Genomic DNA, 22,914 nt, shown 5'->3' with positions numbered 1-22,914 from the left:
GGGTGATTCTGTGGTAACCGTAGATACCGCCAATTTGTTTGTGGAGAAGTGCCATCTCAGCTATTATCTGTTCATTCCGTTTTTCCCTCGCCGTCCGGCATTAAATTTAGAAATAATGTTTAATTTTTCTTATTTTAATATTTAATCTCCAGCCATGAAAAACTCCCCAAAGCAAACAGATTTTTCATTTCATCTGTCTACCTTTAGGGGAGCATATAAGATGAAGAAACGTTTTTTCAGTATACCGGTGGTCGGGGTCCAAATAGTTCTTAAACTCTCGATAATACTGGGTTTTATAATGTGTAAATTTGTGTAAATGTTATTGAAATGGAGTTTTATATATAATTATCGAACTTAGGAACTTAAATTTTTACTAATTTACTACTCTAGTCAACTTGCTAATAGACAAGGACTTCTATTAGCAAGATTTCATTTCACATCGTAACTATCTATTAGGATATTATTCTTTTTGTTTGTTAAGTTTAACTGTCAATACTTTTCCCTTCTTTATGCACATGTATCTTATCTTCCTCAATAGAAGCTGGTAGAAATATGAATGAAACCAATATACCGAATATCGCTATAGCAAAACATATCCATAGTACATTATTCATTCCCATAATAAATGACTGATAAAGATTATCTAGTAGCTCCGGGATCGTTAAATTCTCCACAACTACAGCTCCTGCCGTAACGCTCTCCTGAACAACAGCTCTTACTTCATCAGGAAATTGTTCTAACTGTAAATTACTTCGATATCCAGAATTTAAAATTGACCCAAAAATTGCAACTCCTAGAGCACCACCAACCTGTCTACCTGTTTGTATAACAGAAGAACCAATCCCACTTTGCTTACTCAATAGAGACCCTAAAGCTAAATTCATCACAGTTGGCATAGCCAAACCCATACCTAAGCCAAAAACAGCTAACCATGCCCCTACAAACCATTCAGTACTATCTATCGTTGTCATTGCTCCTGCTATCGTTGCTAACGCAATCAGAAAAAAGCCAGAAACAATAATCTTTTTTTCTCCCAACTTAGACACGCTTATCTCTGTCAAAATCCCACCTATAACTAACCCTGCAACAAGGAATAGCAAACGTAAACCACTTCCAAAAGCATCCGTCTTTATCACAATTTGATGATATAGCGGGATGATGAAAAGCATACCAAATAACAATATATTAACAAGTATGGACAATACCACCGACCACCGAAATACTGGTGTACGAAATATAGTCATGTCAATAAGTGGATATCTAGTTTTATACTGCCATAGAACAAAAAGTCCCACTAAGAGGAATCCGGTTATTAATGTTATTAATGCTAAGCTATTATCCCATCCTCGTGCTCCTGCCTCGATGATACCATATGAAACACAAAATAATCCGATACCAGAAAGCAAGATACCAACAAAGTCAACTCTAGATTTTTGTTCACCACGAGATTCGGGCAAAAATAAGATCACAACTATGCTTGCTAACATTATAATAGGAATATTTAGTAAAAAAATCCATCCCCACCATACATAATCTAATATCCAACCTCCTAAAAGTGGACCAATTGGTAATGATAACATGGTGCCAATCATAAGAATAGAAACTGCTTTAGATCTTTCCCCAACTGAAAAAATCACCGGGAGAATGGCAGTAGATAAAGTAATAACAAAAGCTGCAGCAATTCCTAATAATACTCTGCCGGTGATAAAAAGTTCAGTATTTGTAGCAAATGCGCAAAGCAATGAACTTGCAGCAAACATTATAAATGCACTAATCAGCATTTTTTTACGCCCAAAGCGATCACCTAGTAGTCCAGCAGGCAACATAAAAACAGCAAGTGCTAAAGTATAAGAATTAATAAACCATTGCAATTGATTAGTTGAAGCATCAAAAGTAATTGATAAAGTAGGTAAGGCAATATTAAGGATTGTCATATCCAATCCAACCATAACCGCTGCTAAAGTTAATGCAATAAGTGCCCACCATTTTGACTGTTCATGTTTTGCGCTGTTATAATTTGACATTAAAACACCCCTTCTGTATGACTATATAAATTATTTTATTTTATATTCATAATATGGTGTGATAATACACATGAATTGTAAAATATCTTACAATAAATTGATGACGCTTTTCCAATTCTAAAAAATTTTTAACCACACATCACCCTTTAAAAAGGAGTTAACCCGCTTTTAATACTTTTGCCTATGCCTCTTTTACAGTCCACATTAATGTTAAACCTACTAAATTTCTCCACGAGCTTAAATCTAGTAATTTAAATTGTTAACATGACTTATGCTTAATTGTGTATTCCTCAGGTTGTGATTATCGAAATAAAGTATTGGTTGATTAAACACAACTTTCGTTATGGTAAAGTTTCTAAGTTCTTTATAACCTGTTAATTTTGAGACACTTTTTTTCCACATATCTTCCTAAACAATATTCTTCTTTTGTTAACTTGTAAGTACTTATATTCTAATATTTCAGTAGGAGTTAATATATTTATCAAATCGTTTAAACTATTGAGTCCAGAATAACCTATACTATGCAAGCCTTAAAAGTTGTATTCTCTCTAACCAATTTTATTAAGTGGTATATATCTTGTACCACACTCCCCCTTAATATTCCCAAAAGGTTTTGTAAACATAGACATCCCCCCCCCCAAGCCCTGTAGTCGGACTTGGTATAATGATAAAGATTTAAAGTAAGACCGAATGTTTATTGTAGTTATTCGTGTTGGCAACTATATATAATGTTGGTGCTCTAATTCGGAAAAAAGAGGATCTTAGAACTAATGGCTAATCTATCTTTGCTGTGAAATTCTTATGTTGACTTTCGATTAAACATTTTAAATAATATATATATATAAATAACCTGAACACAAAACCCTACTAATATATAGATATTACTATAAAGTTCCATTCCATAACTTTTCATGAACGCTTCTGAAACCCAAAATGTTGGTAAAACACCCAATAATAAAAGCCATTTTGACTCTACAATGTATGTTAGTACAGGAACTATTAAAATTACTCCCATCGCTTTCCCTATAGCTAGCCCTTCAACTTTATTATTTGCAACCTTTGCTAAAAACAATGCCATTATTGGAGTAATCATGGCTGCCATCAAGACTACAGGCAATATTCTAATTGTAAAATCAACAAGCCCTGTATATACAATAACAAAAACTGTTAAAATTGTACTAAACAACATGGGAACAATTAAGCGATATAATAAATATCCTGACTTTGACACCGGTGTAACAGCTATATAGGACAAAACGTTATTGTCCATTTCTTCTAAAATCATTAAACCTGCCATTATCCCAAGCATAAATGGTGATAATAAGATCACAAAGCTCATTATAAAAGTGTAGTGATGTTCAATAGAAAATGGAGAAATTCCTTTGAAAAATTCTGAAAAATGAGAAGTGGATAGTTTAACGAATAATGCTAATGCAATAGGTGCTAACATGGACCCTAATAACATAGAGTCACGTGTAATATTTTTTATATCTCCAATAAGGAAGGTTATAAAAGTTTTCAATTCTTATCACCCCCAATATTTAAGATGATTGATTTGTAAAAGGAACGATTCGCAAAAATATACGCTATTCCAATCCAAATTATAAGCGTGACAACTGCATATAACATCTTCCATGCCGATAAATTTATAAACCCACCTTCTATAAGAATAAGAGTTGAACGTGAAGGTATAATATAAAATAGCCTTGTATGAAAAATGTTAAGATAACCTAGCAAAGGTAGGAAGAAGATTGCTGAATAAAGAGCCGAAATTATAAAATAGCCATTAAGAGTTTTAGTTCGAACAGCCAAAGTAAATCCGACGAGTGTAAAAAGAATAGCGCTTAAAATGACACCTAATAAAACGGGCCATATATTTATTTTAAATCCAGTCGTAAAAAAGATCATGATAAGACAGACTACCACTGTTAGGAGAGTGAAAGAACACACTTTGGTTATAATATACTCCTCTATACGAAAAGGAGTCACAAATAGACTATCAAAAGTATGCTGTGACTTTTCTAAAAGGATGATTCCCCCTATAAAGTAGAATCCAAGCACAACAGGGTCTGTAAATATCACTAAAATTTTTGCAGTCACAGATACTGATTCTGGCACCATATTAAGTAAAAGGATATAAGCAATTGCGATAATTAGGTAGGTATGGACTATTCGATACCTATATAGAGACAAAATATCAAATTTTAGAGCAGATAAAAGTCTCATGTAATTGTCCTTCCTGTCACCATTATGAATATATCCTGTAACTTGGCCTCCTGCGTGTGCATTCTTTCTATATCCTTTAACTTGATAATATTCATAAATTCTTTATTATCTCTTAGCCCTTCCATAGAAAAGATGGATGACTTCATTTGATTGTTTTCCCTGTATTCAATCTGTAATTTCTTCTGACCATATCGCAATTTTAAAGCGCGTGGAGAATCAATCAAATTAATTTGGCCATCCATTACAAAAGCAACTCGGTCACAAATTTCTTCTGCAACATTCATGTTATGAGTTGTTAAAAAAATGGTTTTTCCTTCCGCTTTCTTATTTAATATAATATTTTTTACCTTCTCCATATTTACTGGATCTAGTCCGGATGTAGGTTCGTCTAAGAAGATAAGTTCCGGCTTGTTTAAAAGCGAACGTACTAAGTTCAATCTCATTTTCATGCCTTTTGAAAAATTTGAGACTCTGGTATGAGCATGTTGTTCAAGCCCAACAGATTCTAGTAATTGTTTCGGGTCCTCTTTTGATCCAGGATATAAAGAACTGAAAAAATTTAAATTTTCTAATGCAGTAAATTTATTGTACAGATTAGGTAGTTCAAAAGACACTCCGATTTTCTCATAGTAATCCTTACCAACATTACTAATCTCTTTCCCCATAACACTTACACTTCCTGAATACCCTTTGAGAATTCCGATTAATATCTTTTGTGCGGTACTTTTTCCTGCACCTGAGGGGCCTAGAAAACCAAAGATTTCTCCCTCTTCTACTCTAAAACTCATCCCCCTGATAGTTTTATGCTTGTTCGCTGGATAAGTAAAATACAACTGGTTTACGTTAATCACGTATACCCTCCTTTATAATGATGGTTTTATATAAACTAAAAAAGTAAGGTAATAGTCATTAGGTGATCATATATGGTGTACTCTGAACTGTATGAAAAAATGTAAACCCACTAAAGTATTTTATAATTAGGAACGCATCCCATTTACATGGAAACACCTTCATAATACATAGTTTTCGATAAATAACATTTAAGTACATGTTTCTATTATAAATGCTGACTGGTGGCTATTAAGGTCAATGGTTCATTACATTTATATTCCTATTTTCAACTGATGATTTATCTTTCCAGTAATAAGATTATCAATATGAATATAAAAATAAAAAAATCATTTATTCACATTAAGTTTATTCTAGGTTACTTCATTTAACTTGTCAATTGTTACCTGAAATTTCTTTGGTTATTTTAGCTGAGAATAGCAAGTTGGTTAGCCATACTATTCTCAACTTTTTTAAGGCGTCAGTACAGACTCTTCTGGGTCATATTTAGGACATGACTTCCTTCTTAGCTTTAATAATAGCTTTAATCGACCTCTTTACAATAGTTAAAGAAGGTTCTTCAAGAATGTTAAAGTGGTCGCATGGGACTTCAATAATATCTAATTTTCCTTTAACCCATTCATGCCAAGGTTTGGTATAGTCATAATCACCATATACATTAACTGGGTCTAGCCCCATCCAATTATCCGCACCAACAAATCCATCTGTTGCTTTTATATACAGAACATTACCGTAATAAGGTTTAGGTCTGTAGGTATCATATGTTGATCCTGCATAATCATTGAGTCTACAGGCACCTGAAATAAAATTATAAATATCCTCAACAGCTAGTGGGCTATTACCTCTTTCTTTTGCTAATTTCGCAATATGCGCGATGTGTAAATTTGGGTGAATACCTTCCAAATCTTCAGAAAGGATAAGTGCTGCTTTGTTTTCCCTTGCGTTCGCAAATTCGTTCCCCATCATCAATTTAAAAAATGAATTATCAGGGTCACTATTTGAATAAAATATTTCATTTGCTTCTGGGTGAGGAGGAAATGTATCAAATAAGATCAACTTCTGTACTTCCTCTCCTTGCTGTATAAAACGCTGAGCCATCTCAAAAGCAATTACCCCTCCATAAGAATACCCCCCAATGATATATGGTCCTTGAGGCTGGGCAATCCTAATACACTGCATGTAATGCTTAACCATTTCTTCAAAATCTCTCGGCATCGTTTTTCCATCAACACCCCTTGCTTGAAACACGTAAACAGGGTATTGGTTTCCTAAGGCGGATGACAAATTATTATAAAATGCAGCTAAACCAGGACCACCATGGACAAAAAATGCGTTTTGATAAGGTCCTCGTCCATTAAGTGGGATGAGTTCTGGTGGTAATTTCTCTCTTTTTGCTGGGACAGCTCTTTTCTGTTCAACCTTTCGTATTCGAACTGAATGTTGATTTCGTTGCGCTGTATTTAAGTCTTGCAATAATCCTTCACTCTTCAATTCGTCTACTATACGTCTAGATAATTCAAAAAGTGTTGGATATTCAACTATCACAGATAACGGAAGTAATAGATTGTATACTTGTTGTATATTTTGTACAATAACCGACGAAACGATAGAGTCTACCCCATACTCTTCCAGGTTTAGGTCTTCTTGAATTTCATGCTCCTCTAGCTTTAATACATTGGAAAATATTCTTTTCAGTTCAACAATGACCATGCTTAATTGTTCTGATGCTGTTTCTTCATTATGAAGTACCTCTTTAGCAGCTGCTACCCCATCATCATTTAGTACATTTTTATGATTGTTGTTAGTGGTAGTTAGAACCTCAAAGAAATTACCCCCACTTTGGGATTTGTTTTGATGCGAATCGTTGTTTTGCAGATCTTGTATCACGTTGTTCCCTTGCGGAATTATTTCTGGTTTCTTATTGCTAACAGCCCAATATCTTTCCTTGGCGAAAGGATAGGTTGGCAATGATATGCGGAATGGCTTTTCTTCTGTATAGATAGACTGCCAATCTACTTCCTTGCCTGATACCCAATGTTCTGCCACTTGACCCCATTCTCGCTTGATGGCTAACCCTTGAATATAACGATGGTCAACTTGATCACTATCTTGTTCGAACATGTTGTTATTGATTTGTTTCTGATTCGTATAAAGATTACCTCTATCGGTTCCTCCCGTAAGAAACTCACGTAACAAGTCAGCTAGTTCGTTTGCTTCCGAGACGACACAGGCCAAACGCTCCTCCATTTCTTCCCGTCCGACTTGCAAGGTATAGATAAAATCGGTAAATTTATACTCCTTTTGCTTGGTAAATGTATCCTCAAGATAATGAGTTATGTTTTTGGCATATTCTCTTAGTTGATTTCTGTTCTTAGCAGATAATATAAAGATGTGCTGTTTTTTAGTTTCATAGTTTTGTTTCGGTCTCTTATATTCTTCCAGTACAATATGTGAATTTGCACCTCCAAAACCAAATGAACTGACCCCTGCACGGCGTGGAATCTCATTTCCTTCGCCATCTTTCATTCTTTTCCATTCTTGTGTTTTATCTACAATATAAAAAGGGGTATTCTTAGTATTTACGTAAGGGTTGACTTCTTCTAGATGCAGTATACCTGGTAATGTTTTATTTTTCATGGACAGTACTAACTTTAACAAGCCTGCAATTCCTGAAGCTGGTTCGAGATGACCTATATTTGTTTTAACTGATCCAAGACCACAATAATATTTCTTGTTAATTGGTTGTTTCTGATTATCTGATAGACGCTGAAAAGCATTTTTTATTCCCTCTATTTCAATTGGATCACCCAACTCTGTTCCAGTTCCATGAAGTTCAATATAGCTTACAGTAGAAGGATCTATCTGAGCTTCCTCATATGCTTTTACAAGGAGATCGGTTTGTGCTTTAGGATTTGGAGCAGTTAAGGAGGCTGCTTTTCCTCCATGATTTACTGCTGTGCCTTTAATGATAGCGTGAATATTATCATGATCTTTTATCGCTTGATTTAACGGTTTCAACAGAACAGCTGCTACACCTTCACCTTTAACGTAGCCATTCGCATTTTTATCTAGCGTCTTGCACTTCCCATCTGGTGATAAAATACCAAGTTGATCAGAACTTATCATCGTATGCGGTGCTAGATTCAAACATATCCCGCCTGCAATAGCAAGTTCACTTTCTCCCATATGAATGGAGTTTACGGCACGATGTATTGCTGTCCCAGCACTTGCACAAGCTGTGTTTAATGGCTCACTAGGTCCGTGGAAGTTGAGGAAATGTGAGACTCTATTTACTAAAATGGAGTGTTCATTTCCTAATCCCATTTGCGGATTCATTTTTCCTTCGCTTGCAAGCAATTTCTGATAATCACTAAATTGAACACCTGCAAACAGACCGATATTTTTACCGGATAAATCTGATGCCTTATAGCCGCTATCTTCAATCGTATGCCACACAACTTGCAAGAATAATCGTTGTTGTGGGTCCATCATTTCTGCTTCCAGTGGAGATATTTTGAAGAAACGGGGGTCGAATTTATCAACATCCGGAATAAACCCTCCCCATTTTGACTTCGTGGTAAGATGACCATCAGAATAATCCGCATGGAAATCACGCCAATCCCAGCGTTCTCTCGGCACTTCTGTGATAAGATTGGTTTCCGATTCAAGATGCTTCCAAAATTCGTCCAGATTTATTGAACCAGGAAAAATCCCACTCATCCCAATGATAGCAATATCTTCCGATTGCCTAGAGCTTTTGTCGGTTGTGAAGCGCACACCATCTTTATAGCGCTTAGATAAAGGCTCTAACATTGCTTTGGGCTCATTAATCTTTTGTACTTTTTGTACTTTAGGTGCTTCTTTTTGTTCATAATGATATCTGATTTCGCTTTCATAATCTATAATCAATTGCTGACTTAAACCTTTAATATCAGCAGCTGAAAAAATAATAGTAGGTAATATCTCCACATTATACGCATCACTCAATTGATCAGCGTAAGCCTTTATTCCCACTGAATCAAAGCCATATTTATCAAATTCAATGTTTATATCTAGCTGTTCAGGCTCCATTTTCAAAATATCGGCAGCATACTTTTGAATATCACTTGCAACCATTTTTTGCAATTTTTCAATTGATCGAGAGTTAGATGCTACTGATTCTACCATTTGAGGTGAAATATCTTCTTTCACCACATCCGTAACAAATAACTGAGCAATAAGACCTCTTATCGTAATAATAACTTGTTCTGCCTCGTTAATCATTTGGATATTGAATACTTTATCACTATCATCTCCCTGATTTACTTGTTGTACATGAACGTAACATTTGTTTGATAAGCGCTTCCTTGTTGATACAACTTTACTCAATTTATATGGAACATAGTTATCTGTTGACTGGTTTTGAATAAGTAACGCCTTAACAGCTTGCCATGCCCCTTTTAGTAAAGCTGGATGTATCGTGTATTCAAGGATTTCTTCAGTCTGTTCCTCTGAAATATCTAGTTGAACAATGGCTTCATTCTCTCCTATATAACAGTTTTGAATGACCTGATAACCAGCCCCGTATATTACCCCTTGGTCCTTTAAACGTTCGAATAACTCTCTGGTGTTTATTTCTTGACATCTATTAACAATGGCTTTTAGATCCACCATTTCTAGATCCGTTTCTTGATGATCACCATAGGTGAGTTTCCCTTGTGAAGAGACTTTTAAGATTTCATCATTCACTTCAGCTATCTCAAATTCTACCGTTTCTCCAAGCGGATATAGAGTAACCTCCATGTCTAGTAACCCTTCCTTAAAAGCTAAGGGTTGATCCCAAACTACATCCTCCAATTGATAAACCATTTGTTGATTTGCCAGATTACCTGCTGCAAAAGCGATTTCTAAAGTTGCAAGACTAGGGAAGATTTGTTGATTATTTATTGTGTGTTCAAAATTGTAACCGTCATGAGCATATAGGCGTGTACTGAACTTCATTTCATTAAGTGTTGAACTATTGCGTTCAATCAATGGATGAAGTTTTTCCACGGCTCCTTGTTTCTCAACAGGTGGGATCCAGTAGCGTTCTTTTTTAAATGGATAATGTGGCAGAGGAATTCGTCTTCCAGTGCCTTGGTGTAATAAATCCCACACAATCTCTACACCAGCTAACCATAATTCCGCAAGTTTGTTTAGCTCCTTGTTAACAGTAAGATTCTTTACAAAGGCTTCTCCCGCTTCTCCTTCAAACACACTAATAGAACGAAAAGAAACCTGAACATTTCCGACAAATATATTCTCATCATAAATCTGATCTGCACAAAATTGTTCAAGCTTATTTATTAATTCATCTATACCAGATACAACAAGGGCTAATCGTTCATCCATTTTTTCTCGTCCTACTTGAAGCGTGTAGGCAATATCACCGAGAAAAAGGTTATTGCCACTTTTAAGATTCACGGACTCATTCTGATCCTTTTGATCGATCTCATTGATATTTAATTCACTATACAACGTTTCTGACAGTGCTTGGATTGAAGAAGGTTCGGAAAAAATGGTAGAGTCTATTTCTATACCATAAATTTGATTGATATGGTGGATAATTTCAGATAAGTTCATGTGATCCGTAATATAATCTGTAATATTTTCATTTATATCAATATCTTTTTTCACCACACCCATTACCTTTGAAACAATATCCACGATTTCTGCTTGCAATCTGCTCATTGTAACTGTTTTATCCGTATGATTTCCAGTATTTGAAGGTGTATCTTCATTAGTTAGAAATTCTATCAATTGGCGAGCTTTTTTCTTTAACCTATCTTTATCTTTAGCAGAAAGGAGAATCAACTGCGGATCATTACCTATCTGATTAGATGTAATATCCTGTTCATATTCTTGTACAATCAAATGTGCATTAGAGCCTCCTGCCCCAAAAGAACTTATACCTGCTATTCGAGGAACTGTTACCTTCTCCCCAGCTTTGAGTACAGTTGGCTGAGCCCACTCTTCCAATTGTTTAGGTACATAGAATGGAGAGTGTTCAAAGTCAATATTCGGGTTAAGTGGTTCTGAATGTATAGAAGGAACAATCTTCTTATGTTTCATCTGTAATAAGACTTTAGTTAATGCAGCAATTCCTGCTGCTGATTCCAAATGACCAATATTAGATTTAACAGATCCTATTGGAAACTTGTCTTTCTTCGATAAATTATGAAACGCCTTGGTCAATCCAGATATTTCAATTGGATCTCCTAATGAAGTGCCTGTTCCATGGGCTTCAATATAACTAATCTCGTCTGGAGATACATTTGATTTTTGTAATGCTTCCATAATTAAATTCCCTTGGGCATTAGGATTAGGAACAGTATAACCATTAGTTTTCCCACCATGATTCACAGAACTTCCCTTAATGACACCGTATATATAGTCATTGTCTTCTATTGCTTTATTTAGAGGTTTTAAAAGGACTGCCCCAACTCCTTCCCCGGGAACATAACCATCCCCACCCTCACCAAAGCTTCGACAACGCCCATCACTAGCAGTAAATTCACCTTCACTTAATTGCAAATACTTATTAGGATGTACAGTCAAATTTACTCCACCTGCTACCGCGACATTACTTTCTCCTTTGTGGATGCTCATACACGCTAAATGAATTGCAGTGAGTGAAGATGAACACATTGTATCCAAAGCAATACTTGGTCCCTGGAAGTTAAAATAATAAGACGTTCGATTAGCAATGGAAGCATATGACGATGCAGGAACAAAGCCATTCTGCTGTTGTGCCTCACTCGCACCGTATAATTGGTATTGCCCATACATTACGCCAACAAAAACCCCAACCTTTTCACTCTGGAGACGGTGCTTTGTGTAACCAGCATCCTCAATTGTGTGAAAAACAGTTTCTAAAAATAGACGTTCTTGAGGATCCATTAGTTCAGCCTCTTTGGGTGAAATATTGAAAAATAAAGGATCAAACTTATCCATGTCATCAATGAAGCCACCCCACTTACTGTATGTCTTACCTTTTTTCTTTTTCCCTTCAAAGTATTTTCTATAGTCCCATCTTTCTTCCGGAATTTCTGTAACACAGTCACTTCCTTGCTCCAAACTTTTCCAAAATTCATTAAGATTTTTAGCTTTTGGAAAACGGCCGCTAATACCAATAATGGCAATCTCCTCATTATTTTCATGACTTGTTCGGGAAGTTTCGACTTTTTTACTCTGTTTTTTTTCAGTTCGCATCTTCAGATCTGACTGGGAAAACACAGGACCTTGTTCTAAAACTTTAATTTGATTTTGAACCTTAATATCTAGTATTTCAATTAAAGTTTTAGCATAATGATCAACGAAGTAATTTGATAGTTCTGTCAGTGTTTGATATTCGAAAAATATGGTTTTAGATAAAGGTCCAAAATTTTGCTCTAATGTCCGAGTCAAGTCCATAATAATCATAGAGTCTATTCCATATTTTTCAAGTGGATCATCCGGTTTAATTTTATGATTTGGTATCTTGGTTTCTTGAGAAAGAATATTACGTAAGTATGCTGCGGTCTTCTGTCGTAATTCTTTTTTATCCAATGAGGACACTGTCTCAGTGTTTGGCGAAATAGACAATGGACTCTCCAAACGCTGTTTACCTTCTACCATTCTAATAGCCTCGTAAATTTTTTCCCTTTCACCTACTAAAACCATCACTTGTGAAGCATCATAGTCTATGATGTGTTCAAATGCTTGATATCCTTGCTCAGTCTCTAATGGAACGAGTCCCATCCCTTCCTCCAACCATTCTTGTGATTGTTCGTTAGCCCTCATTCCACCTTCTTTCCAATACGGCCAATTTATTGAAATAGTTTTACCAAAGCGCTTCCCCGCAACTCCCATCCTTTGGCGCTGTTCTGCAAAGCCATCCATAAAGCAATTTCCATAAGAGTAATCAGCTTGTCCTTCGTTTCCAAACTCAGCAGTAACAGAAGAAAACATAATAAACAGATCAAGGTTTTGAGATTGAGTCACTTCATCTAACCAAATCGTGCCATATACTTTAGCTGCCAGTACTTCATCCATCTCTTCTTTGCTCTTATTAATAATTAGAGAATCCCGTGTAACCCCTGCGCAATGAATAATACCATTAATACTATGAAATAATGATTTTGTTTCCTTGATCAAAGCATCGACTTCTATTTTGTTAGAAATATCAGCTTGAATATATACTACTTCTGCACCTAACTCTTTAAGTTCCTCCAATTTCTTTTGCTTATCTGGAGTTAATGCTGATCGACCGGTTAGTATAAGCCTTGCTTGTACTAACCGTGCCAGATATTTAGCAAACAACATTCCAAGTCCGCCTGTGCCACCAGTTATGACATATACACCTTTTTCTTGCAGTAGCAACTGATCTCGTTCCTTTTGCTTAGGTGTATACTCATTTAAATGTCTAACAAATCTCTGATTTGCTACATACTTAATATCTGTAGAATAATCCGCCATACCAAGTTCCTGAATAATGTTATTCATATATTCTTCCTTATCTGCTGAATCTATCGCAACTACTTTCATAAAGATATGGGGATTTTCCTTATTTACTGTTCTTGCAAAACCACTGACTGCAGCATATTGTGGCTTTAAGTGATCCTGGCTAAATTGATAAGCATACAATACATTGATATTCCTCATGGGTGAGTGTTTCATCAGAACTTTACTAAGGTATAGCATCGAATAAATGCTCTGTTCCAATTGTCTACTAATATCTGTCTTCTCAGTGAAATTTCCCTCATCGGACCAATGATGAAGGATCGTACTTGGCATCATTTTTTGTTTAACTAGGTCCTGAAACAATTGGTGATAATCTTCTTCTTTTCCTGGATTAATAATATAAATATTTTCTGCTTGCTGATGATAACTTTCTCCGGGTTTCACTACCGTAACCGATACATCAACATCTTTTTTTGCACATTGAGATATCACCATTTCTGATAGGTTACCAATTGAATCAAAAACTAAAATGTTTTCTGCTCTTGATTGAAGCATGTCCTCTTCTGGCCCAACAGTTGATTTTTTCCAAATCGATTCGAAATAAAGATTATCATTAGTCTGGATTGTTTGCTTACTTTGAGTCAATAGCTCGAAGCCTTCAGCTGCTGACAATTCTTTATTCTGTATCATTTTAAGTATCTCTTTCCGATTAGCAATAGCGTTACTCATACGATATCTCCTCCATTATTTTATTGGCTTCATCAGCATCTATTTGTCCAAGTTCCAATTGTTTTAGCAATTCTTTAATTACAACGTGTTTGTCAACATTGCCCCTTTGACCTTGAGTCGTAGCAATTATTTCTTGTTGATAGGAACGTACGGAAAGGTTTATTAATTTAACCAGTAGTTGCCCGTTCTGGTCAAGAATCCATATGTCAAACGTATGATGATTTTTGGTCGACTGTTCACTTGCATATTTCACATAAGCGTAACACTTCTGAGTTGGTTCACTGATTATTTGCACTTCTTCCAGTGCATACGGAACAGACATTGCTTGAGTCTGGGCGAGCCCTAAAATTCCAATAACGGATTGGACAGCTGCATCCATAAGAGAAGGATGTAAAACAAACTTGCCAAAATTACTCCGGAGTTCGTCTCGCAATTCAATTAAGGCTAAAGATTCCGACTCATTATAGGATAGTTTTTGAATTCCTTGAAAACTTGGTCCATAGGTTAATCCTACTTCCTTAAAAGCTTCATAGCATTGTTCACGAGTCATTGAATAGGATAACCTTTGTTTAATATCCTCCAAGTCTATCCATTCAGTAGCGGGAACTGAAGAATCAGTTTTTATGTGTAGCTCTCCTTGGGAGTGGAGGATTTCTTGGCCTTCTTCGCCTTTCATACATATTTCAAATTCACACTTATCGTTCTTCCCGATATATACAAATATGTCCTGAATTTGGTTTTCAGACACTGTAACCGGATGTAACCAAACAATATTGGTTATCTTGTCAATCTTATTCTCCAAGGCCTTATTACCAGTAAATAAAGCCATCTCTAAAGTGGCTACACCAGGAAGAACTTTTTGTTGATTAAGTCCATGGTCGGAGACTACAAACTCACTTCCCCTTAAATGCTTGACAAACTTTATTGCTGAAATAGTCGATTCGTTTCGATCAATAAGAGGATGTAGACTTGCTATATCGTTCGGATAATTCTTGTTTTGAGAGTTTACGGAAACCGGTGTTGGCAGCCAATGACGTTTTCTCTCAAAAGGATAAGTAGGTAATGAAACACGATATAATTGGTGTCCTTCATGCAATTGTTTCCAATCAATTTTTTCCCCTGCAATCCAAAGTTTGGCCAGTTTGTCATACTGTTTTTCTTTCATCAGCCTTAGAAATTCATCTTGTTTAATTTCCTTTGATGCCGATAAGTGTTTGGTCTGTTGAGCGGTAACAATTCCGTAATTTAGTTGGTCAACAGATTCTCTTTCCGTACAGAATCGATTCAATCTCTCCTTCAGCTCTGCAATACTATCAACAACTAAGGCAAGACGTACGTCCATCTCTTCTCTCCCAATTTGTAGCGTATAAGCAATTTCTTTCAAATTGTCACTTTCACTTAATTTATTTGCCAGGTTAGCCGCATATTCTTTCAAACAATCTTCATTCTGAGCTGATAAAATAATGATCTGGCCCTCATTATCTCCGTTTAAATGTCTTGACGATTTCGGTCGATATTCCTCTATGACGACATGCGCATTTACCCCCCCAAATCCAAAAGAACTTATCCCCGCACGTCTAGGAATCGGTTGTTGATATTCATCTTTCATCCTTTCCCAATTAGCCTTTTGGGCGGTAATGTAAAATGGACTGTCATCAAATTTAATGTATGGATTTAAATGGTTAAAATTTATGGAAGCAGGTAAGACATTATTTTTCATGGCTAGTAGTACTTTGCACACACCTGCTATTCCTGCTGCTGTTTCAAGGTGACCGATATTAGTTTTGACAGAACCCAGTCCACAGTAAGGTTTTTCAGGCATCTTTTTTCCCCAGTCCTTGTATAGTTGATCAAATGCTTTTTTTAGTCCATTAATTTCAACTGGATCCCCTAATGGTGTTCCTGTACCATGTGCTTCAATGTAAGACACTGTCGATGGATCTAAATTTGATTCTCCCCATGCTTGAACTATCAGATCGGATTGTGCATTTGGGTTCGGCGCAGTTAAAGAATTGGCTCTGCCACCGTGATTTACTGCACTTCCTTTAATTACACCATAAATATGATCACCGTCATCTTCAGCTTTGCTTAAAGGTTTCAATAATAGTGTCGCTACACCCTCGCCTCTGACATAACCGTTAGCATCTTTATCAAAAGTTTTACATTTACCATCTTCACAGAGCATACCAGCTTTGTTAAAGGATATATATAATTTTGGACTTATCATCACGTTTATGCCACCAGCGATAGCTAAATCGCATTGTCCACTCTGGATTTGTTCAACAGCTCGATGAATGGCAACTAATGAACTGGAACAAGCTGTATCAATTGGTTCACTTGGGCCATGTAGGTTAAGATAGTAAGAGATTCTATTTGTTAATATTGAATGGGACATCCCTGTTGACGTTTGAGCCTGTATTTCACTGTTTTCCTGTAAATAACCATAATCCGTACTTGCAACTCCGACAAAAACGCCCGTCTTTGTTCCAGATAAATCCGATGCCTTGTACCCTGCATCCTCAATTGTTTTCCACACTGTTTCCATTAAAATTCTTTGCTGAGGATCCATCAGTTCTGCCTCTTTCGGAGAAATACCAAAAAATAGGCTATCAAATTTATCGACGTCTTTCATAAATCCCCCCCACTTAATATTCGTTTTATTCGATTGAGTAGCGGGATCACCATAAATTTCTTTCCAATCCCATCGATCTTCAGGGATTTCAGTAATTAGATCCTTCCCTTATTCAATGTGTTTCCAAAAAGCATCTAAATCATGCGACTGGGGCATTTTTCCACTCATCCCTATTATTGCAACTGGTTCATTCGTCAAAGAATATCTTTTGCGTTGGGATTTCTCAGGATTCACTTCTTCCGGTAACCAATCACCATCATCCTGATTAGCTAGTAATGAATCTGGAGCTTCAGAGATATTTTGTCCACTATCAATTGACAAAGTAGGTTTATCTATTTTTTCCTGGTACATTTCTAATACTGAATCATTATGGTGTTCCAATATAAAGTCGACAACTGAACTTAACGTTTGATGTTCAAAAAAGATCGAGGGCATTAGCTCTAGCTGAAATCTATCATTTAATTGATTACTCAAATCTGTTAATGTTAAAGAATCAAATCCAAATTCACTAAAATTTTCATCTAGAAATATATGCTCCTTATCTATTCTTAATAGATTAGCAACAATTTCTAATACATCATCCTCGAAATACTGCCTTAGTGAATCTGTATCTAATTCAAAATTCGTATCTCCTTTTGTTGATACAGTTTCATCAGCTTGCTTAGTTTCGTTTATATCACCGATTAACGCTTTCATTTTTTCCCGTTTTCCTACAAAGACGGCAAAATGATTGTTCTGTTGTCCTATACCGGCTACGACTGTCTGGATACCAGTCTTCGTTTCTAGTGGCTCCATACCTAATGTCTTCGTCATCATTGTTTCAATTTGCTGCTCTACTTTCATACCGCCTTCCTTCCATAACGGCCAGTTAATAGACAACGTTTTTCCATTACGTTGTCCAGCTTTACGTAACTGTTCACGATGATCAGAAAAATGGTCCATAAAAGAATTACCATAAGCATAATCACTTTGTCCTATATTACCTGTAACAGAAGCAGTTGAAGAAAAGAGTACAAACAAATCTAAGTTTTCCTGTTTAGTTAATTTATCGAGCCATACAGTACCAAATATTTTAGGAGCAAGTACTTGTTCAATTTGATCACTTGTCTTATTCGTTAATTTGTCGTCTTTTAGTACACCAGCACAGTGTAAAATACCGTGTATAGAATCTCTTTCTTCTTTAATATCTACCATCAACTGTTCTACTTGTTGACGATTAGAAACATCAGATTGATAATAGGTAACCTCTGATCCAAAAGTACGAATCTCTTCGATTTTCAATTTATCTTTTTCTGTTAAAGGTGAACGCCCAGTCAGTAGAAGATTGGCCTTGTATTCTTTTGCGAGATACTTGGCAAAAATAAACCCTATTCCTCCTAGTCCACCAGTAATTAGATAAACACCATGTTTCCTCCAAGGAGAATTTCCATCTTCAACTGTATTTAAAGCAAACTCCCTCATTTGCTTAACTAAGCGCTGTCCCTTCATATATCGAACATCTAACTGCTTTGAAGCGCTTTGTAATTCAGGCAATGCTGTTGCTAGAACCGTTTCAGGAGTTATGGATTCCATGGCCAATGATCGATACAAGTATTTTTTCTGTTCAAGGCTAATCGATTTGGCAAATGCCTCAAACGCTTTATGTAGCGATTGTCCAAAGAGTCCATTAGTTAACTGATAGACATACAGTAACTCTAGTGGATGTGAAGTCCAAAGTTTATTAAACGCCTGACTCAAGTAAAATATGGCATAAATCCCATAGCTGAGTTGTTTGTACACATCATCGCTTGTATCAGCAGTCTCCCTGTGAGCCCATAGAAATAAAATTTGGGTTGGAGTTATACCTTTCTGTTTAAGAACGCTTAACAGTTGAACATAATCACTATACTTATTAGGACTAATCACATATACGTTATTTTCAACCTCTCGAAATGCCACGCCAGGTCTAACTAATATTGCCTGTGATAAACTTGGGTGAGATTTTACCGCTTGCCAAACCTCTTCTTTATCATCAAAAATTAATAAATTACCTAGTAAAGTGTTCTTTTCAAAACTTAGCGGTGCAGGCTCCCAGACCTTTCTAAAATATAGAGGGTGAGGTTGAGGTTGACTGTTCTTTTCATCAAAGACATATCTCCTAGCTGTAAGATTCCTCACACGAACCAACACCTGGCCCCTGTCATCCAAAAGATCAACATCAAAGGTCATGGATTGTTCGTGTTGCCCTGTGCGTACTGAATATACGGAACTGACATTTGATAATGAATGTAAAATTTCTATTTCACCTAAGGAAAATGGTACATACAAGTTTTCAGATTGTGTGCCTGCTAATGCTGTTTGAAATGCACCATCCATGATGGATGGATGAAGTTGGAACCCATGATTTTCCTCTTGAACAACCTCTGGAAGTTTAATTCTGGATAAAGTTTCACGCTCATTACCATACAATTCTTGAATTGATTGAAAGCTCGGGCCTAAAAATATTTTCGTCTTTGTAACAGCCTTGTAAAATACATTACTTGTTGACAAATGTTTGCATCTACTCATCACCTCTTCAAGATCTAAAAACGTAGGCTGTGTCTCTTGTTGTTCATGATGTTCAAATATTATTTTCCCATGGTGAAGTAATTCCTCTTTATTGGATTCACAAAATACTTCATAATGAACTTCTTGCTGTCTTGGCTCCAGTTTAATATGTATGTCCTTGAAAGTATTATTTATTTTAAAAGGATGGATCCATACTAGATTTTTCATTTTCGCAACTTTTGCTTTACCAGCGATTTGACCCGCAGCGCGTCCCATCTCGATATAAGCTACTCCTGGCAACACACTTTCATCACCTATCACATGATCCTTTAGGAAAAATTCGTTACCATACATTCGGGTAGTAAATTTTATTCTGTTTAAGTCAGAGGTATTTTGTTCTATTAATGGATGGATCTGTTTAATCCCACCATCTACATGTTGAATAACTGTTCTTGCCTTTGGTACAGAATTACTAGGCAACCAGAAACGTTTTTTCTGAAAAGGATAGGTTGGCATTGATAGACGGTAATGTCTGGTATCTCTGTATATTTTTCCCCAGTCCAAGTCATACCCGTGGATATATAAATCTAGCAGGAACGACAACTTTTCTTTATATTTACTTTCTGACAATCCCACTAGCTGTAGCGTGACATTCAAAATATGCTTACCTCGGTCTTCCTTAGCTTGGTCATACTTTTGTGAGGATGTTCTGTTGTTGAACTGATAATAATTGGCAACTCCCCCATGTTCTAGAATCTCATCTAACTTCTGTCTCAACTCATCCACATTCCTCACAATCAACCCCCCACGGACGCCAAAATGTTTTCTCCCCACCATTAACGTGTAGGAAATATCAGCAATGGATTTTTCATCTTCTTCTAGCAACCATTTTTCTAAGTTAGCGATTTGTTGGAACAAACCTTCTTCGTTTCGCGCTGAAAAAGGGATCAAGTACAATGGATTTTCTTGTGAAATACTGGCTCGTGTAGGCGGTTCCTCAATAACTAAATGAGCATTGGTTCCACTAAAACCAAACGAGCTGACTGCTGCGGGTCGTTTTTCTCCATTCTTCACTTTCCAATCTTTTAATTCTGTATTGACAAAGAATGGACTATTCTCAAAGTCTATATGTTCATTTGGTTTATCGAAATTAAGTGAAGGCGGAATTTGTTTATTTTTCATTGACAGCAAGACCTTTATTACGCTCGCAACTCCAGCCGCTGTAGCAGCATGACCTATATTCGATTTAACTGAACCGATCGCACAGTATTGGGTTTTAGCAGTTGATTTCCTAAATGCATTCGTTAACGCCTCAATTTCAATTGGATCACCCAACTTAGTCCCTGTTCCGTGTGTTTCAACGTAAGTAATCTTTTCTGGGTTAATATTTGCTTTTTCATATACTGATTGTTCTAGTTCCGTTTGCGATAGACTACTAGGAGCGATGATACCATTCGTCGTTCCATCCTGATTGATTCCAGAACCTTTAATCACTCCGTAAATATGATCACCATCTCGTTCGGCGTCATCCAAAGATTTTAAGACGAGCATGGCTACGCCTTCACCAGGAACAAATCCGTCGGCATCGTTGTCAAAAGCTGCACTTCTTCCCCTAGGAGAAAGCATCTCAGCATTGCTAGAAGCAATATGAAACTGAGGAGTAACGTTGATAAAAGCACCACCAGCCAAGGCCATTTCACTCTCTCCAGAAATGATACTTTGACACGCCAAATGAATGCTGACCAATGAAGAAGAACAAGCTGTATCTATTGCTATGCTAGGTCCTTTCAAATTAAGAAAATATGATATTCTTGCTGCTGATACCGAGTTGTGGTTCCCCCAAAATGACTGCGCTTCTTTTTCAACGCCCATTTCATTCATCTTTTCCACGTAGTCACCATTGCTTAGACCAACAAAAACAGAACAAGACTTATTTGAAATTTGGTCATTGGCATATCCTGCATCTTCTAATGCATTCCAACTTTCTTCCAATAGTAAACGTTGCTGAGGATCACTCAATTCAGCTTCTTTTCCAGATATTTTGAAGAATAATGCATCAAATAGGTCAATGTCATCCAAAAATCCTCCCCATTTACAATTTGTTTTATCCAATTTTTTCGGGTCACTATCATAATATTTATCAGGGTCCCATCTATTCTTTGGAACTTCTCGAATAGAACTGACACCCTGAGATAGGTTGGACCAAAATTGTTCTTTATTTTTGGCTCCTGGAAATTGACAAGATAGCCCGATAATCGCAACATCTTTTCTATTTGGAGTTTCAGTTGCCTTTGCATCGTAGGTTGTCTTCTGTTTTTCACCTTGTACTAAATCTTTATCGCTCCATAGGGTAGATGGTGTAGTCACCACAACTTTCCCAATATTTTCTCTCTGATCTAAATATTTATAGGCTTGATGGATATCTGAAAAAGAAAATACTTTACCTACAGTCGGCTTAATCATCCCTTTTTCTAGCACTTCATACATTTCATCAAGGTACTGTGTAACACTTTCTATGTTTGACAACATCATTTTACGCATGTCAATACTGTAAAAGATTTGATTATTGTCTAAACATGATAAATCGATTTGTTTAGCAGTTTTTAAACCGGTCATAGCAATTTCAAGATACCGTCCATTGGGCTTCAGAATGTTTAACCCTTTTTGGATTGATTCGCCTGACAAGGTATTAATAACTACATCTACACCTTCACCTTCAGTCAAGGATAATACTTTTTGTTCAAAATCTTCTTTTCGGTAATTGATACAATGATGCACCCCTAGTTGTTTCAAATATTCTATTTTCTCTTGTGATCCTGCCGTAGCAAAAATTTCAGCTCCTTGCTGAAGAGCCCTTTGTACTGCAATCAAACCTGTTCCACCTGTAGCTGTTTGAATCAGAATTTTTTCACCACGTTTAACATCCGCTTTTTTAAAAACATGATGCATCGTCAAATAGACAATGGGTAACGAACATGCTTCTTGATGATTCAAATTTTTTGGTTTTTTGACGACTAATGCTTCATGTGTATTTAAAACAAAGCTTTGTCCACCAAGTTGTGGGCCAGTTAATGCTATAACTTCATCACCTACTTTAATCCTTGAAACTTCTGACCCTGTTTTGGTAACCACTCCAGAAACTTCAAAACCAGGTGAAAAAGGATATTCTGGCATAGTCGGGTATAGACCCTTTACACAAAGTAAATCACCGAAATTTAATGAAAAAGCATGAACAAGAATTTGAACTTCGTTTTTCCCGGGATCTTTCGGGTTAATTGCATGCGTCTGAATACTTGAAATTGGCCCTGGTTTTTGTATGACAACTGATTTATATTTCTCATAACCCTTTACATTATCTGTTTCCATTTGATCGGGCTGAAGTGTTTCATCAGCCCGAGATTGACTCATCTTTTCAATTAGTTTTTTTCCATCTAAAGGTGACAGCTTTCCATTCTGTATCAAGTCAAG

Annotated in this window: 5 protein-coding genes and 5 pseudogenes; all 10 read right to left on the bottom strand. The window is 36.3% G+C overall.

The features are described from left to right. Window positions 1-482: 482 nt before the first annotated feature. Window positions 483-2,024, bottom strand: a complete 1,542-nt coding sequence (locus tag MOF34_RS08450; RefSeq protein ID WP_268399774.1) for a DHA2 family efflux MFS transporter permease subunit — start codon at window positions 2,022-2,024, stop codon at window positions 483-485. Window positions 2,025-2,823: 799 nt separating this feature from the next. Beyond that, window positions 2,824-3,546 (bottom strand): ABC transporter permease, encoded by a 723-nt coding sequence (locus MOF34_RS08445; protein WP_268399772.1) that lies wholly within the window; start codon window positions 3,544-3,546, stop codon window positions 2,824-2,826. Further along, entirely contained in the window at window positions 3,543-4,250 is a 708-nt protein-coding gene (locus MOF34_RS08440; RefSeq protein WP_268399771.1) for a hypothetical protein, read from the bottom strand. Before MOF34_RS08440 ends, MOF34_RS08445 begins: the two co-directional genes overlap by 4 nt. Next, the gene (locus tag MOF34_RS08435; protein ID WP_268399770.1) at window positions 4,247-5,101 is read right to left on the bottom strand and encodes an ABC transporter ATP-binding protein; all 855 of its coding nucleotides are present in this window, start codon (window positions 5,099-5,101) and stop codon (window positions 4,247-4,249) included. The genes MOF34_RS08440 and MOF34_RS08435 overlap by 4 nt, the downstream gene beginning before the upstream one ends. A 484-nt stretch (window positions 5,102-5,585) precedes the next feature. Next, a pseudogene (locus MOF34_RS21010) lies at window positions 5,586-10,778 on the bottom strand (alpha/beta fold hydrolase); the annotation flags it as partial. A gap of 75 nt (window positions 10,779-10,853) precedes the next feature. Then, a pseudogene (locus tag MOF34_RS21005) lies at window positions 10,854-12,734 on the bottom strand (beta-ketoacyl synthase N-terminal-like domain-containing protein); the annotation flags it as partial. Window positions 12,735-12,917: 183 nt separating this feature from the next. Next, window positions 12,918-14,249, bottom strand: a pseudogene (locus MOF34_RS21000) (SDR family NAD(P)-dependent oxidoreductase); the annotation flags it as partial. A gap of 31 nt (window positions 14,250-14,280) precedes the next feature. Then, window positions 14,281-16,008 carry a polyketide synthase dehydratase domain-containing protein gene (locus MOF34_RS20995; RefSeq protein ID WP_419901027.1) on the bottom strand — a complete coding sequence of 576 codons (1,728 nt, stop codon included), beginning with the start codon at window positions 16,006-16,008 and terminating at the stop codon, window positions 14,281-14,283. Then, window positions 15,985-17,115 (bottom strand): annotated as a pseudogene (locus MOF34_RS20990) (type I polyketide synthase); the annotation flags it as partial. The pseudogene MOF34_RS20990 and the gene MOF34_RS20995, both read right to left, overlap by 24 nt. 180 nt (window positions 17,116-17,295) lie before the next feature. Further along, a pseudogene (locus tag MOF34_RS08420) lies at window positions 17,296-22,812 on the bottom strand (SDR family NAD(P)-dependent oxidoreductase); the annotation flags it as partial. Window positions 22,813-22,914 lie beyond the last annotated feature (102 nt).

Origin of the sequence: Bacillus sp. T17B1 (genome assembly GCF_026796395.1) — a bacterium.
Taxonomy (GTDB): Bacteria; Bacillota; Bacilli; order Bacillales; family Bacillaceae; genus Bacillus; species Bacillus spizizenii_A.
The sequence above is the reverse complement of the archived record's forward strand: the minus strand, read 5'-3'. Positions and strand labels throughout refer to the sequence as shown.

Bases quoted from the DNA above. Each gene is read 5' to 3' on its own strand.
- MOF34_RS08450 (WP_268399774.1), bottom strand. From the start codon at position 2,024: ATGTCAAATTATAACAGCGCAAAACATGAACAGTCAAAATGGTGGGCA.
- MOF34_RS08440 (WP_268399771.1), bottom strand. From the start codon at position 4,250: ATGAGACTTTTATCTGCTCTAAAATTTGATATTTTGTCTCTATATAGG.
- MOF34_RS20995 (WP_419901027.1), bottom strand. From the start codon at position 16,008: ATGAAAAATAATGTCTTACCTGCTTCCATAAATTTTAACCATTTAAAT.